The sequence below is a fragment of the Cohnella boryungensis genome, assembly GCF_042651945.1.
Taxonomy (GTDB): domain Bacteria; phylum Bacillota; class Bacilli; order Paenibacillales; family Paenibacillaceae; genus Cohnella; species Cohnella boryungensis.
The window spans coordinates 185,776-201,591 of record NZ_JBHSED010000013.1 but is presented as its reverse complement, the minus strand read 5'-3'; the positions used below and the strand labels follow the sequence as shown (position 1 = coordinate 201,591).

Here is a 15,816-nt window from a genome sequence, read left to right as displayed (position 1 = left end):
GACCGAGCGATGCGTATCGGCGAACGCTCTCGGTGCGGGAGGGGGACAAGCGATGGTTGACGTGTCTGCGGCAACCGGACAGGCGCTGACCATATTGGTTATGGCGGTCGCGTTGGGCATGGACGCATTCTCGCTGGGGATTGGAATCGGCTTGAAGGGCGTGCGGCTCTACGATATCGTTAGGCTAAGCGGCCTGATTGGCCTCTTTCATGTGCTGATGCCGCTTGGCGGCATGTATACAGGCCAGTATGTCGGCGAGCTGCTTGGGGAAATCGCCACATCCGCTGCCGGAGCGCTGCTGCTTCTCTTGGGCGGGCATATGGTCTACAGCTCGCTGCGCGGGGAATCGGTCGACTCCATTAACCACCGGACCTTGTGGGGGATGCTCGTGTTTTCGTTCAGCGTCAGCATAGATTCCTTCTCCGTTGGAGTATCGCTGGGCATGTTTTCCTCGCATATGTGGATGACCGTTATACTGTTTGGCATTTTCGGCGGATTAATGAGCGTGTCGGGACTTATGCTGGGACGGCGAGCCAGCCGCAACTTGGGCGGATACGGGGAAGCGCTGGGCGGTGTCATTTTATTCGGATTTGGTCTATTATTTCTAATATAAGCTTACACATCGAAGCATGCAGGAGGAAGCCATGAATCGGGTTTTGATCGTTTGCACAGGCAATACTTGCCGCAGTCCGATGGCCGAAGCGATATTGAAGGATCTGGCCGCTCGAAGCGGGAAGCCGCTGGAGATTCGCTCCGCCGGGGTAGCGGCGGCGAATGGAACGCCCATCTCCGCACATGCGGCAGAGACGCTCCGCAGACGCAAGCTGGAGCAGCCCGGCCCGTCGACAGCGTTGACTGCGGATGAGGTGCTGTGGGCGAATGTGATTCTGACGATGACCTCGGGACATAAGAGGGCGATTCTGGAGCGTTATCCCGAAGCGCTATCGAAGACGTACACGTTAAAGGAATACGCTTTGCGCGGGGACCCGGTGATGGATGACGTAGCCGAGGCGGAGAGGCTTTATTCGGAGTGGCAGGTGAAGCAGCTTCTGGGTCATCCTCTGACGGATGAGGAGAAGGCTCGCCTGTTCGAGCTGCAACGCAGAATTCCCAATTTCGATATCGGGGATCCCTTCGGGGGGCCGCTGTCGCTGTACGAGAGAACGGCGGATGAGATTGAAGATATTTTGCTGACGCTTGTCGACAAATGGGACCAACAACCGCGAGATAGATGATTGCTTTTTTGCGGTCTGTTCGGTATGATAGGGCTATAACTTCAAGATTCCGATGTAACTGGCGACGACAGTGGAGCCTACCACGGTGGAGCATCGGAATGACGGCCGGTCGCCTGGGCAAAGAGCAGCGTGCTTATGCACGCTAGCTCTTTTTTGTCTTTTTCCCCCTTGAAGCCGTCGTTCGCTGGTATCCGTCCGGCGGGAAATATCCTCTCCCGATGACTGAGCCCGGACAATTCAGGTATAATACCTTTAACGTTGTCCGCAGTACAAACTTCAGGGTTGGGAGGCTGGGAAATGGCTTCGGAGCTTCATTCTATCGCCGATCAAGCGGAAGGCGCGCTGCAGGAGCTTGTGCGATCGGGAGGCGTTCGCCCGGGGCAGATCGTCGTGCTGGGCGTCAGCACGAGCGAGGTCAGGGGCGAACGGATTGGGTCTTCCGGCGCGGAAGCGATCGCGGAGCAGATTCATGAAGGCATCGAGCGGGTGCGCCAACAAGCGGGCGTTCATATCGTCTGGCAATGCTGCGAGCATCTGAATCGGGCTCTGGTGACGGAACGCCGTCTCGCCGAAGCCCAAGGCTGGACGGAAGTGTCGGCGGTTCCCGTTCCCAAAGCGGGGGGCTCCATGGCCGCATACGCATATCGCCAGATGGAGGAGCCGTGCCTCGTCGAAGCCGTTCAGGTTCACGCCGGCATAGATATCGGCGAAACGCTGATCGGGATGCATCTTCGGCCGGTGGCCGTCCCCTTGAGGCCGGCGATTCGCTCGGTGGGGCAAGCGCGGGTCAATATGGCGGCGACCCGGCCAAGGCTTATCGGGGGCGCCCGAGCCGTCTATGAGGCGACACGCGAGGATCGGAATCATTCCGATACGCAGAATTGCGATTAACAACAATACAAACTCTCGGGAGGAATCGCTATTATGTTGGAAAACTTACGCAAGCAGGACCCGGCAATCGTCGAAGCTCTTAATCTGGAATTGAAACGTCAGCGCGATAATATTGAATTGATCGCTTCGGAGAACATCGTAAGCGAAGCGGTGCTTGAGACGATGGGAACCGTGCTGACGAACAAATACGCGGAAGGCTATCCGGGCAAACGCTACTATGGCGGCTGCGAATATGTAGACATTCCGGAGCAAATCGCCCGCGACCGCGCGAAGGAATTGTTCGGTGCGGAGCATGCCAACGTTCAGCCGCACTCCGGCGCCCAAGCGAACCTGGCCGTCTATCTGGCCGTTCTTAAGCCGGGCGATACGGTTCTCGGCATGAATCTCGCCCACGGCGGCCATCTCACGCACGGCAATCCTGCCAATGCTTCCGGCTTGCTGTACAACTTCGTCGCTTACGGCGTAGACGACCAAACCTTCAGAATCGATTACGAGGAATTGCGCAAAGCGGCGTTCAAGCACCGTCCGCGCTTGATCGTAGCGGGCGCTTCAGCGTATCCGCGCACGATCGATTTCGAGAAAATCGGCCAAATCGCTAACGACGTAGGCGCGCTGTTCATGGTCGACATGGCGCACATCGCAGGCCTCGTGGCCGGCGGCGAGCACCCAAGCCCGGTGCCGCACGCGCACTTCGTTACGACAACGACGCACAAAACGCTTCGCGGCCCTCGCGGCGGTCTGATCCTTTGCCGCAAGGCATGGGCGGCGGCGATCGACAAGGCGGTATTCCCGGGTACGCAAGGCGGACCGTTGATGCACATCATCGCAGCCAAGGCCGTTGCCCTGGGCGAGGCACTGGAGCCTTCCTTCAAGGAATACGCGCGCAATGTCGTGGCGAATGCCAAAGCGTTGTCCGAAGCGCTTGTCGCGGAAGGCTTGAACATCGTTTCCGGAGGCACGGATAACCACCTGATGCTGATCGACACGCGCAGCCTGAACATTACCGGCAAGGAAGCCGAGCACGTACTGGATTCCGTAGCGATTACGGTAAATAAGAACGCGATTCCGTTCGATCCGACCAGCCCGTTCATCACAAGCGGAATTCGGATCGGCACGCCGGCCGTCACGACTCGCGGCATGGATACGAATGCCATGAAGACAATCGCGAAGGTGATCGCCCTGACGCTGAACAATCCGAAGGACGAGGCCAAGCTGGATCAAGCGCGCAAGATGGTTGCCGACCTGACCGCGCAATATCCGTTGTACCCGAACCTGGGCTATTAAGAAATACACCTGAAAGCCGGAATTCGCCTTGGGCGGATTCCGGCTTTTTTGCTTATAACCCGAGATTCTATCCAGTTAACATGTCGCTAACAATCGTCTGCTATGGTGGGAAGGACGAGGACGAAGGGCAACGACGTCCCGGAACGACGAGAGGGGATCGGACATGTCGCGGGTGTCGCAGCTTGGCTTTGGAGCGCAGAGGAGAATCGCCGCCGTCCGCAAGCCGGAACATTTGCAGGCCGCCTTGAGCAACGATTGGCCGGTCGTGTTTCTGCTGATCGGGGATTTGTTTACATCGGAAGAGTATGTCGCCAGGGCGAAAAGCGCGGGCAAGACGGTGTTCCTGCACGTGGATTTCATCGCCGGCTTGGGAGGCGACCCGGTGGCGTTGAGGTTTGTGGCCGAGAGAATAAAGCCGCATGGCATTATCTCGACGAAAAGCCATTTCGTCAAGCACGCCAAGAAGTATGGAATGCTGGCCATCCAGCGTCTGTTTATTATCGATACTTCGGCACTGGAGCAAGGAATCCATAATATCCGGCAGAGCGAGCCGGATGCAGTCGAGATCATGCCCGGCCTGATTCCCCGGGTAATTGCGGAGCTTCGCGCAACCGTCTCTGTTCCGATCATCGCCGGAGGCTTGATTCAGGACGAGACGGAGATCGAGACGGCGCATCGCGCGGGAGCGAGCGCGGTGTCGATGGGCAACCGAAAGCTGTGGAGCTAGTCTTTGACTCTAGCAGATCGGTTATGTTCTTTAATCGTGCGTTCACTTCCAGTTAACGCTGGAAAAACAAATGGGCGGTATAGTAGAGTCTGAGAACAATCGAATAGCCAAGGGTACGAGACGTGGAGAAAACCCCTTTAGTGCGTGTGGACGGAAGAGTCGCCAGCGGCGACGCTTCTCTCTTAAGCGTGATAAGGGGTTTTTTGGCGTTCTCTTCCATCGGCTCATTACTAACAGGAGAGGAAGAAAACCATGAAACGAGCAACAAAGCTGTTCTCTTACGTCATGATGATTACCTTGCTCAGCAGTATGTTTTTTAGCTTTCCGTTAGCCTCCCGCGCGAGCGCGCAGGCTGATGGAGGGAAAACGCTTGAGGTGAGGAAAACGCTGCATGCGCCGGTCATCGACGGCTTGCTCGACGATGCGGTATGGCATCTCGACCAGACGATGGGCGTTCACGTCGGAGGCGCTCCCGGGCAAGCGCCGGCGTTCGGCTTGCTATGGGACAACCAATACTTGTACGTAGGCGTTAAGGTGGCGGATACGACGCCTGCCTCCGACAAGGCCGGCTACTGGTTTGAACAGGACAATATCAATTTCTTTTTCGATCCGACGCTTCATCGTTCCGCTCCTTTCGCCGACGATGACATGCAGGTCGGGTTCGTATTCGATCCGTCCTCTTCGACGCCGAAGTTTCATTTCGGCGCAGCGCTCAACAATCATAGCGCCAAGGACGAGAAGCGGATTTTGCGGGCGATTCATTCGACGGGCGACGGCTGGACGCTGGAGGCGGCGGTGCCGTGGGATATGCTGAATATGGATCCCCAACTGACGAAGCAGCTTGGCTTCGAGATCGGGGCGACGGATCGCTTCGGGGAAGACGCGTCCCAAGCGAGGTCGAGCTTCTGGAGCGCGAACGGGACGACCTCGTTCTGGAACGATACGAGAGGATACGGAACGCTCGTGCTTGCCGATACCGATCCGCAAACGGCTGCAACGAATTCCGTTCTGCTGGAGGAGTCCTTCGACGGGACGGCGGACGGCTCCCTGCCGTATGGCTGGATTTCCAGCGTTAATTCGGGCAGCGCGCCATTCAGCGTTACGCAGGATACATACGGGAATGGAAGGCTGACGTTCAGCGGCAGCTCTTCAGGCAAGCAGGCCCGTGTCGTGGCGCCCGTTCAATGGGACAACTACGCCATCGAAGCCGACGTACGGTTCGAGAGCGTCCTGGATTCGGGCCGTTGGGCCTCTGTGATGTTCCGCGGCTCTTCGCAGGGGAGCCAGCCCTATAACCAGATGGCGATTCGCCAAAGAGGGACCTTCGAGCTTGCTTATCGGAAGCCCGACAACAATTGGGTCGTCATGGAGAATGGGGAATGGAGGCCTCTCGACCTGAATGGCGACTATACGATGAAGGTGCGGGTATTCGGCAATAACGTGAAGGAATACATCAAAGCGAAATCCGATCCGGATTATACGCTGCTCCTGGATAAAAGCTTGACGGCGAACTTGCTGGAGCGCGGCAAGGTTGGCTTCCAGGCCGATCAGAGCAAAGTATCGTTCGACAATCTGAAGGTGACGCGCATTACGGCCGATCGGCTGGACTTGTCGGTTCCGTCCTCGGTGGAAGCATTAACAGGGCCTATGAGCGTCACGGGTGCCGTGTATTATTCGGACGGACTGGCGGAGCCGGTTGATCCCGGCCAGCTCAAGCTCTATTCCAGCGACGATACCGTGATTAAGATCATGAACAATCAAGCCTATCCGGTTCAGGCGGGCAACGCGACGATCAAGGCGGTATACGCTAATGCGGAAGCGACCGCAGCCGTTGCCGTTGCGCCTTCGGCGACGGGAGCGCAGGTGGTTGCGCTGAAGCATGGAACGGGATACGAGTTGGCCGAAACCGGCAAGTCGGTCGACTTGGCCAAGCTTGCCTTTCAAACGGAGCTTAGCGACTTCACGTCCGGGACCCTCTCCGGCGATCAGCTGGAGTGGGTGCCAGACACCGACGCTCTGGAGTTCTCGAACGGCCAAATGGAGGCGCTGCGCAAGGGCGTCCATACGGTAACCGTTCGAAAAGACAATGCGACGCTGACGCTGCTCGTAGTCGCGAAGGATGCGGGAGACGCCGAATACGTGCTGTATGAGGAGAATTTCGACGCGGCGGCGGACGGATCGATGCCGGCGGGGTGGACGAGAATCGAAGGCGCGACGCCGGCCGCAGCCGCGGTCAAGTCCGGTGCGTTCGAGATGAACGCCAGCGCATCGCCGGACAATCCTTCCCGGGTGTTGCTGCCGGAATATCTGGGCCTGTTCGGCGATTATAAAATCGAGGCCGACGTTACTCATCTGGCTGCGAACGATGCCGCAAGATGGCATTCCATCATGTATCGCATCCAGAACAATAACTTTCCGTATTATCAGATGGCTGTACGTAAAGACGCAGCCTCGGCTAACGGAGTCGAATTCGCGGAGAGAACGCCGGGGAACGCCTGGAACGTCATGGACCGAGGCTCGCATTCGGAAGCGATCGATGCGGGGAAAATGTACCGGTATACGGTGAAAGCCTACGGCAACCGCGTGCAGGAGCTGATCGACAATCGGTTGGTCGTGAACACGGACGCTGCGTCCGCATATGCCAAAGGGAGAATCGGATTGCAGGCCAACGGCAGCAAAATGAAGGTGGACAATGTTCGCGTGACGCTGCTGCAGGAGCCTCTTCCTCCCATGCCAGCGGATCGGTTCGTGACCGTATCCGAGCCGACGACGAAAATCTCGATGGCGCCTTCCATTGTCACTGACATCGAAAGTGCCGAGCAGTTGGCCGGCTTGAATGCAGACGCCCTGCCGGCGACGGTCGTCCTTCATGTGGACGATGAGCTGAACTGGACCGATTCTACGGGGCTTCTTCGGATCGGCACGTTGGATGCCGCGCTTGCGGCGATCGGGACGAGGATGATTCCCGCGTTCGAGGTGAAAACCGCGCAAGCGGCCGATCGTCTGGCCGAATATGCGCTAACGAACGAGATTGAGGATGCATTCGTGCTCGCGAGCGATGGGGAATTGGTGAAGCGCGCGCGGCAGGCTTATCCGATGCTGCGGGGAATCGTCGATTTCAGCCGCATGCCGGGCATCACGAAGGAGCGCTTGCTCGATATTCGCCGCCAGACAACGACCGCTTTGGCCAAAATCGCGATTCTGCCGGAGAATGCGGCTACGCTTGAGAACGTGACCTATTTGCAGCAACGGCTTATCGTAACTTGGGCGAAGCAGTCCGCAGATTCGAAGGGCAAGAGCTTGGCCATGCATAAGCTGATTACGGCAGAGGTCAACGGCATCGTCACCGATTCGCCGAAGACGGCGTACGACGCCTTGAAGCTGTATTCGAACGAAACGACGCTCATACGCAAGCCTTACATCATCGGGCATCGGGGCATTCCTTCGGAGGCTCCGGAAAATACAATCGAGAGCAATAAGCTGTCGATCGACTATGGCGCCGATTTTATCGAGAACGACATCTATGTAACGAAGGACGACAGACTCGTCATCATTCACGATTCGGTGCTTCAGAATACGACGAACGGCCGCGGAAACGTGGAAGATTATACGCTGGCCGAGTTGAAGCAGTTGAACGCCAACGTAAGCGGCCGATACCCGCAGTACGGGGAGCTGAGAATTCCGACGCTGGACGAGCAGATCGATTTGGCGCGCGAACGGGGGGTCATGATCTACGCCGAGATCAAAACGACCAATCCGCGGGCGGTCGACGTCTTGGTGCGGTTGATTAAGGAGAAGGACGCCGAAGATGTCATGAATGTGATGGCATTTCTGCCGGACCAGCTAAAGCGGTTCGCCGAGCTCATGCCGGAAATGCCGATCGGTCTGCTGGCGAACGGCTTTCCGACCGAAGCCAACGTCAACAAGGCGCTGAGGGACACGCAGAGAATGACCCAATCTCTGAATGCGACCTATAATCCGGGATACTTCGATATGGGTAAAAAGTATTTCGAAGCGACGAAGCACCGTGGCATTATCGTATCTCCGTGGACAATCAACGATTTGAATGCATACAAGACGTTTTTCGGGTATGGCGCCTATGCCATCACGACCGATTACGCCGCTTGGTCCAAGGATTGGGCGTATTCGCTTCAGGCCGACAAGAGCGAATATTCGATGAAGCAGGGAGAGACGCTGGCCCTGTCGGCGACCGCGCAGCTATTCGGTAGGGACGAGGTGATCGACGATGGCGCTCCTGCGGGTTACGCGCAGGCGACAAAGGCTGTAACGCCGGTCATCGTGCTGCTGGACGGACAAGATGTCGTGCAGGTAAACGGCAATTCCGTTACGGCCGTAAAGCCGGGAACGGCACATGCTCTGCTGCGCTATACCGCCTCGATGGACGAGACGAATAAATACGATCTGTATACGCAGCCGCTGACCATCGAGGTCAAGCGCGAGGGCGGCGACAGCGGGAACGGCAATGGCGGGGGCTCCGGCAACGGAAATGGTTCCGGCTCCGGGTCGGGAGGAAGCAACGGCAGCAACGGCGGCTTGGAATCCGATACGGCTTCGCTTGCATCGACGGGTGGACAAGTGGATGCCGAAGCGTTAAAGCAAGCCTTCGCTTCCGCATCGACGGTCATCGTTTCCTCCGCCGCAGATACTGTGGAGATAGCGGCTGGCGCGCTGCCGCTCGGAACTGGCGCGAATGGCAAAACGCTTGTCATTGAAGCGGGCAACGCCGCTTACCGCTATCCGGTATCGGCAATGAACATCCAAGAATGGGCGCGTCAAATGGGCGTAGACGAGAACGAGGTATCCATCCGTTTCACGCTTAAGAAGCTGAGCGGAAGCGAGCTCGAGGCGGTCCGCAGCGCCATTGGCGCGGCAGGCGGCAAGCTGGCGTCCGACGTGTATCGCTTCGAGGTTGCGGCGGTGGGGAGCAACGGGAAATCGGTTCCGGCTGCAAAAGGCACGGCTTCCATCGTCGCGGCCGGCAGCTTAGACCCGGCGAAAGCAACGGGGGTACAGCTAGCGTCGCCATCGCAGCAAATCCGCTTCGTTCCGACTGCATTCGCCTTGGCGAACGGCATAACGACGGCTCTGTTCAATCGGGAGGGCAATCATGTCTTCGCGATCGTCGAAAGCGGCAAAAGCTTCGACGACCTGGTCGGGCATTGGGCCCGGACGGACGTTGAGCAACTTGCAAGCCTGTTCTTGATCAAGGGCGTAAGCGAGAAGCGGTTCGACGCCAATCGCAGCATCTCCCGCGCGGAATTCGCCACGCTTCTTGCCCGGGCGCTGGGACTGACTGCGGATTCGGAAGGCTCCGGATTCCGGGATGTTCCTGCCGATGCCTGGTATGCCGGAGACGTGAACGCGGCGGCGGCGGCCGGTCTTCTGACCGGTCAAAGCGACGGAACGTTCCGTCCGGAGAGGACGATAACGCGGCAGGAACAGGCGGTCATGCTGATGAGGGCTCTGGCTTATTCGGGAATCGAGACGAAAGTCTCGGAATCCGAGCAAACGCGCCTGCTTGCCCCGTTCAAAGACGCGGCAAGCCTCGGCTGGGCGCGGTCGGACATTGCGGCGGCCGTGGGCGCGGGGCTGATGAACGGGACCTCGGGAGGTTTGCTTGAAGCGGAAGGCACCGCTACGCGGGCTCAAGCGGCAGTCATGCTTAAGCGGTTCCTGGTCAAAGCCGGTCTTCTCGATTAAGCAGGTATTACACAGCCTTGACTTCGGCTTAACGATCGGATAACAATCGGCTGTTACAATGTTCATGAAGTCGAACAACCTAATATAAGGGTACGAGACGAGGAGAAAACCCTTTTATTCACCGGACGCAAGACGGCCATCCGCTTTTTTGGGGCAACCGTTTTCCGCTCCGGTGCGTAAAGGGGTTTTTGCGTTTCTCGGAAAGGGAGCTGCAAGCCATTTGCCGGATGTAATGAAGTATGAGGGGTATTTTTTCGATCTGGATGGCACCGTCTTTCTCGGAGAGCGACTGCTTCCCGGAGTCCAAGAGACGATCGGACTGCTGCGGAACGCGGGAAAGCAAGTGAGGTTTCTGACTAACACGACGATCCGTACGCGCAAGGAGTGCCAGGCCCGTCTATGGCGGTTGGGCTTGACGACTGAGCTGCACGAGATCGTGACCGCCGCATACGTCGCGGCCGTCTACATGAGCGAATTGGAGCCGAAGCCGATCGTTCTCGTCGTAGGAGAGCCTGCCTTCGCCGAAGAGCTGCGGGAATGCGAGGTCGGCATGACGGAGCTGCCGGAGGAGGCGACTCACGTGCTTGTCGGCATGGACATGCATTTCGACTATGTCAGGCTCCACCGGGCGATGAAGGCGGTACGGCTCGGAGCGAAGCTGGTCGCGGCCAACCCCGATCCGAATTGTCCGGTTCCCGGCGACGTCATCCCGGATACGTGGTCGATGGTCAAGGCGATTGAAGCAGCCAGCTGCGTTGAGCCTTCGGCTGTTATCGGCAAGCCGTCTTCGTTCTATGCGGCCAAAGTGCTCGAATGGAGCGGGTTGTCGAGGGAACGGTGCCTGATGATCGGGGATCGGCTGGAGACGGACATTCTGTTCGGGGAGGCCAACGGCTTTCGGACCGCGCTCGTGCTGACGGGTGTCGCCTCCGAGGAAGACGCCGTCCGATCTTCGATTCAGGCGGATTACGTGTGGCGCTCGCTGGAGCAGTTCGTGAAGCTGGCCCGGGCGGATGACGGAGCCCGGCCGAATTAACCGCCCAATGACACTGCTCTAATCGTGCGAGGACGCGGAGCGGTTAAAGTCAAAGGGACTTGTGATCGGGACAGGCTGTCGGTTGTACAAGATTTAAACCCAAATTGAAGGAGAGAATTTCATGCGCACTCAAACCATTAAAGGAATCCTGTTCGCGATATGTATCCTGCTGCTGGCGGCCTGCTCCAAGCCGGCGGCCGAGTCTGCTTCGCCCGGCGCAGCCAGTCCGACCGGACAGGCTAGCCCAAGCGCTTCAACGGAGCCTAGCGGCGATAAGGAAGAGCAAGTGGAGCTGACGTTCTACTATCCAATCGCCGTCGGAGGGCCTCTGACCGAGAAGATCGAGGGGATGGCCAAGGAATTCACGGCGCTTCACCCGAACATTACGGTCAAGCCGGTATATACGGGCAGCTATGCCGACACGACGGTCAAGACGCAAGCGGGCGTCAAGAGCAAGACCCCGCCCGATGTCGCCGTGCTTCTGTCGACCGAGCTGTACAGCTTGCTCGATATGGATGCCATTATTCCGCTGGACGACTTTATCGCCAAGGAAAACGGCGACTACTTGTCGGACTTCTATCCGGCCTTCATGGCGAATTCGCAAACCGAAGACCGCACGTACAGCATTCCGTTCCAACGCAGTACAATCGTGCTCTATTACAACAAGGAACTGTTTAAGGCCGCCGGCCTTGATCCGGAGAAAGCGCCGCAGACGTGGGATGAAATGCGTGATTACGCCAAACAGCTGACGAAGGACGGCAAATGGGGTCTTGAAATTCCGGTATCCGGTTTCTCCTACTGGATGCTTCAGACGTTTGCCTTGCAGAACGGCGATAACCTGATGAGCCCGGACGGAAAGAAGGTCATGTTCAATACGCCGGAAAATATCGAAGGCTTGCAGTACTGGGCGGATCTTGCGATGAAGGACAAGGTTATGCCGGAGGGAGTTACGGAATGGGGAACGGTGCCATCCGATTTCCTTGAGGGCAAAACGGCGATGATGTATCACACGACCGGCAATCTGTCGAATGTGAAGAGCAACGCCAAATTCGATTTCGGCGTCAGCTTCCTGCCGAAAAACAAAAGCTTCGGAAGCCCGACCGGGGGCGGCAACTTCTATATTTTCAAAGACATCGACCCGAAGAAGCAGGCGGCGGCATGGGAGTTCGTCAAGTTTATGACCGAGACCGAGCGCGCGGCGCAATGGAGCATCGACACCGGTTACGTCGCGGTCAAGAAGTCGGCTTACGAGACCGAGCTCATGAAGAGCTATGCGGCGGATTTCCCGCAGGCACTCGTCGCACGAGACCAGCTCGAATATGCGGCGGCCGAGCTGTCCACCCACAACAACGGCAAAGTGACGAAAGCGCTCAGCGATCAGGTCCAAGCCGTATTGACCGGAACGATATCGGCGGCGGATGCGCTCGCGAAAGCGCAGGAGGAAGCGGACAAGGCGCTCGCTCCGTTTAATAAGTAACTGCTTGCGTCATCGGCTCGGAGTCCCGCTGCTGTTCTGGGCAGCGGGACTTCCGTCCGTATGCGCCCAAATCGACTAGGCTTGGAGGTTTTCCCCAGTGGGCAAATCGAACCTGCATTGGAGAACGAACGCGTTTGCCTGGCTGCTCTTGCTGCCTTCGCTTTTGTTCCTGTTTCTGTTTACGTTCTACCCGATCGCGAAGACGATTCGCCTCAGCTTCTACCAATCGGATCTGGCGACGCCGGCGCCGTTGTTCGCCGGATTGGACAATTACGTCCGGTTGCTGGGCGACGAGGTGTTCGCGAAAGTGATGGCGAATAATGCGCTCTTCGCTCTCGGCACCGTCCCCACTTCCATTGCGCTTGGGCTTGTTATGGCCCTATTCGCCAACAAGGCCATTCGCGGAACGGGCTTCATGAGGACCGCCTTTTTCTATCCGACGCTCATTCCGATGATCGCTGTCGCGAACATCTGGCTGTTCATCTATACGCCGCAATACGGTTTGTTGGACAGATTGATGCGAAGCTTGGACATTGGCTCTGTCAATTGGCTTGGCTCCCCCGATTACGTCATGTGGGCGATGATCTTCATGATGATCTGGAAGGAAGCGGGCTACCTGATGATCTTTTATTTGGCCGGGCTGCAGAACATTGCTCCCGATCTGTATGAATCGGCGCAGGTGGACGGCGTAAGCCGATGGACCGTGTTCCGCAAAATCACTTTCCCGCTGCTCATGCCGACGACGCTGTTCGTGTCCATCGTCGCCTTGACCAACGCGTTCAAACTCGTCGACCATCTGTTCGTGATGACGAAGGGCGGACCGAACAATGCGAGCAGCCTGCTTCTCTATTACATCTACGAAACGGCGTTCGGCTTCTGGGATCAGGGCATGGCTTCGACTTTGACCGTTGTGATGATCGCTGTGCTGCTGCTGTTCGCCGCGCTGAACTTTTTCGGATTGGACAAAAAGATCCACTATCACTAAAGGAAGAAAGGCGATAGGATGCGATTACGCAAATGGAATATCGGCCACGGGTTGTTTCTGGCCTTGTCGGCGGTCTGGTTCGCCCCGTTCATCTGGATGGCGGCGACGGCCTTTCGGCCGAAACGGGAGGCGCTGTCGCCTTCCTGGACGTTCAATTTGACCTGGGACAATTTCGCCGCAGTGTGGTCCGCGGCGCCGTTCGCCCAATACCTTGTCAATACGCTGCTCATCGTGGTCGGGATTTTCGCCGTTCAGATGATTACCGCGACGATGGCGGCGTTCGCGTTCGCGCGTGTCGAATTTGCCGGGAAGAACATCTTGTTTCTTCTCTTTCTGGCACAAATCATGATTCCGGCGGACGTGCTCATTTTTCCGAATTACAGCATTTTGAACGAGATGTCCTTGCTGGATACGAAGCTCGGCATTATGATTCCCTATTTCGCCTCGGCGTTCGGCATATTCCTGCTTAGGCAGATGTTCAAGACGCTTCCTCCGGAGCTGGACGAGGCGGCTCGCGTGGAGGGATATTCGAGGTGGCGGATCTTGTGGAAAATCTATTTTCCGCTTGCTCGCCCGGCCTATATCGCTTTCGGGCTCGTATCGGTAAGCTACCATTGGAACAATTTCCTGTGGCCGCTGATCGTAACGAACTCGGTAGAGAACCGTCCGCTGACGGTCGGACTGGCCATCTTCGCGCAATCGTTCGAAACCGGAGCCCAGTGGACCGAGGTGAGCGCCGCTACGCTGATCGTCGTAGCCCCGCTGTTGATCGCCTTCGTGTTTTTTCAGCGGCAATTCATGAACGGCTTCATTCATTCGGGAATCAAATAATCGGAGCGGGAGGGATGGCGCTTGCGAGCGAAGGAGCGGTATGCGGTGTCGACTTACGCCTACATGGACAAGTCGCTGGAAGAAGCGGCGATTCAACTGGCCGAAGAGGGCTGGAAGTCGATCGAAATCATGTGCGAAGGTCCGCACGGCGAATTGCTGGAATGGTCGGAAGAGAGGCTCGGCAGCTTAAAGAGGCTTGGCGACAGCCGGGCCATCGCTTGGACGCTTCATGCGCCGATCGCCGGTTGCAACCCGGCCGCGCGCGATGCCGAGGAGCGCAACGCCTCGGCCAAGCTGTTGAGGCGTACGCTTGAGGCGGCCGGTCGCTTGGGCTGCGCGCATATCGTCGTGCATCCCGGTATGTGGGCTGATGTCGGAGCCCAGGGCGGGGACGAGGAAGCGGCGCTGCGAATCGCGTCGTTCCTGAGCGAGGCGCTGCAATCCGCCGAGGCAACGAATGTCGAGATCGCGTTGGAGAACGTTCCGCCTTATCCAGGCCTCCTTGGCGCGAGAACGGATTTTCTGCTGCGGGTTCTCGAAGCGGCGCGCACGCCGAGGCTCCGAATCGTATATGATATCGGGCATGCTCATCTGTCGGAGCCGGGGGAGGAGATTGCTGCGTTGCGGCTTGTTCTGCCCCATTTGGCAAGTCTCCATCTGAGCGATAACGGCGGCATAAACGACGATCATTGGCGGCTCGGAGCGGGAACGGCCCCGTTGGCGGAAACGGTTGCGGTGCTGCAAGCGGAGGGCTATTCCGGCTCGTATGTGATCGAGATGCGGGAGGAGTTCGATGTGGAGCCGTCCGCCTCATGGCTTGTCGAAAGGTCCGTGTAAAGGGCTGCTGAGAGGGGAGGGGACGACATTCTCCTGTCCGCTCTCGGCTCCCGCATCTCCCGCCCTGGAAGCCGTTCGCTGCTGTTAAATGCCTGAGAAAGTGTCACCTTAACTCGTCCGAGAAAATGTCATGTTCAAGTGGTGCCGAGGCGACTCACCAGAGCGCATCGAAATGGCGATTATGTTGAGAATACAGGACGCCATGGGAATTGTACTTGTTTGTGGTATGCTGGATACCTGCTCTGTACTAGCCGTTAGTTCCACTTTGCAGCACTATTCTGCTCATCACCTACTCCGTACTGGCCGTTAGTTCCACTTTGCAGCACTATTCTGCTCATCCCCTGCTCCGTGCTGGTCGTTAGTTCGACTATGCAGCACTACTCTTCTCCTCACCCGCTCCGTGCTGGCCGTTAGTTCGACTATGCAGCACTACTCTTCTCCTCACCTGCTCCGTACTGGCCGTTAGTTCGACTTTGCAGCACTACTCTTCTCCTCACCTGCTCTGCGCTGGCCATTAGTTCGACTTTGCAGCACTACTCGTCTCCTCACCTGCTCCGTGCAAGCTATGACTCTGAGGAATTCATGTTTTCCTAACACATACTCGCTCGGGCCGAGTTCGGCTGCTCCTTCCGCATTCGTCATCCGTCCGCTAATGATTTTCTCCACGACGACAATCTTCTTCAATTCCGCTGCTCAATGTCACTGTCTCCTGTCTCCTGTCTCCTGTCCCATGGTGACATTATCTCAGAACAGTTATAGGGTGACATGATCACAGCATAACGACACTGAAAG

Annotated in this window: 11 protein-coding genes and 1 riboswitch; all 11 genes read left to right on the top strand. The window is 57.5% G+C overall.

The genetic code is table 11. The features are described 5' to 3' along the window. The first annotated feature begins 52 nt into the window (after positions 1 to 52). The 11 genes from ACFO1S_RS08675 (at position 53) to ACFO1S_RS08625 (ending at position 15,024) form a co-directional block, all read left to right on the top strand. Positions 53 to 613, top strand: coding sequence for a manganese efflux pump MntP (locus tag ACFO1S_RS08675; protein ID WP_204602913.1), 561 nt, complete (start codon positions 53 to 55; stop codon positions 611 to 613). Positions 614 to 644: 31 nt separating this feature from the next. Continuing rightward, entirely contained in the window at positions 645 to 1,235 is a 591-nt protein-coding gene (locus ACFO1S_RS08670; protein ID WP_204602754.1) for a low molecular weight protein arginine phosphatase, read from the top strand. Between the two features lie 44 nt (positions 1,236 to 1,279). Beyond that, positions 1,280 to 1,361, top strand: a riboswitch (ZMP/ZTP riboswitch). 171 nt (positions 1,362 to 1,532) lie between these two features. Further along, positions 1,533 to 2,126 carry a TIGR01440 family protein gene (locus ACFO1S_RS08665; protein WP_204602755.1) on the top strand — a complete coding sequence of 198 codons (594 nt, stop codon included), beginning with the start codon at positions 1,533 to 1,535 and terminating at the stop codon, positions 2,124 to 2,126. Positions 2,127 to 2,159: 33 nt separating this feature from the next. Next, the gene (locus ACFO1S_RS08660) at positions 2,160 to 3,410 is read left to right on the top strand and encodes a serine hydroxymethyltransferase (protein WP_378126607.1); all 1,251 of its coding nucleotides are present in this window, start codon (positions 2,160 to 2,162) and stop codon (positions 3,408 to 3,410) included. 163 nt (positions 3,411 to 3,573) lie between these two features. Then, complete coding sequence (locus ACFO1S_RS08655) at positions 3,574 to 4,137, top strand: glycerol-3-phosphate responsive antiterminator (protein ID WP_204602756.1); 564 nt, start codon at positions 3,574 to 3,576, stop codon at positions 4,135 to 4,137. Between the two features lie 252 nt (positions 4,138 to 4,389). Further along, positions 4,390 to 9,858: a glycerophosphodiester phosphodiesterase family protein gene (locus tag ACFO1S_RS08650; RefSeq protein ID WP_204602757.1), complete on the top strand. Its 5,469-nt coding sequence runs from the start codon at positions 4,390 to 4,392 to the stop codon at positions 9,856 to 9,858. 220 nt (positions 9,859 to 10,078) lie between these two features. Continuing rightward, positions 10,079 to 10,894 carry an HAD-IIA family hydrolase gene (locus tag ACFO1S_RS08645; protein WP_378126604.1) on the top strand — a complete coding sequence of 272 codons (816 nt, stop codon included), beginning with the start codon at positions 10,079 to 10,081 and terminating at the stop codon, positions 10,892 to 10,894. Positions 10,895 to 11,015: 121 nt separating this feature from the next. After that, entirely contained in the window at positions 11,016 to 12,371 is a 1,356-nt protein-coding gene (locus ACFO1S_RS08640; RefSeq protein WP_204602758.1) for an ABC transporter substrate-binding protein, read from the top strand. A 97-nt stretch (positions 12,372 to 12,468) separates the two neighbouring features. Next, positions 12,469 to 13,356, top strand: a complete 888-nt coding sequence (locus ACFO1S_RS08635; protein ID WP_204602759.1) for a carbohydrate ABC transporter permease — start codon at positions 12,469 to 12,471, stop codon at positions 13,354 to 13,356. An 18-nt stretch (positions 13,357 to 13,374) separates the two neighbouring features. After that, positions 13,375 to 14,187, top strand: coding sequence for a carbohydrate ABC transporter permease (locus ACFO1S_RS08630; protein ID WP_204602760.1), 813 nt, complete (start codon positions 13,375 to 13,377; stop codon positions 14,185 to 14,187). A 21-nt stretch (positions 14,188 to 14,208) separates the two neighbouring features. After that, the gene (locus tag ACFO1S_RS08625) at positions 14,209 to 15,024 is read left to right on the top strand and encodes a sugar phosphate isomerase/epimerase family protein (RefSeq protein ID WP_204602761.1); all 816 of its coding nucleotides are present in this window, start codon (positions 14,209 to 14,211) and stop codon (positions 15,022 to 15,024) included. The last annotated feature ends 792 nt before the right edge of the window (positions 15,025 to 15,816 follow it).

Coding starts and splice junctions, on each gene's coding strand:
- ACFO1S_RS08640 (WP_204602758.1), top strand. CDS start 11,016: ATGCGCACTCAAACCATTAAAGGAATCCTGTTCGCGATATGTATCCTG.
- ACFO1S_RS08655 (WP_204602756.1), top strand. CDS start 3,574: ATGTCGCGGGTGTCGCAGCTTGGCTTTGGAGCGCAGAGGAGAATCGCC.
- ACFO1S_RS08675 (WP_204602913.1), top strand. CDS start 53: ATGGTTGACGTGTCTGCGGCAACCGGACAGGCGCTGACCATATTGGTT.
- ACFO1S_RS08650 (WP_204602757.1), top strand. CDS start 4,390: ATGAAACGAGCAACAAAGCTGTTCTCTTACGTCATGATGATTACCTTG.
- ACFO1S_RS08630 (WP_204602760.1), top strand. CDS start 13,375: ATGCGATTACGCAAATGGAATATCGGCCACGGGTTGTTTCTGGCCTTG.
- ACFO1S_RS08670 (WP_204602754.1), top strand. CDS start 645: ATGAATCGGGTTTTGATCGTTTGCACAGGCAATACTTGCCGCAGTCCG.
- ACFO1S_RS08665 (WP_204602755.1), top strand. CDS start 1,533: ATGGCTTCGGAGCTTCATTCTATCGCCGATCAAGCGGAAGGCGCGCTG.
- ACFO1S_RS08660 (WP_378126607.1), top strand. CDS start 2,160: ATGTTGGAAAACTTACGCAAGCAGGACCCGGCAATCGTCGAAGCTCTT.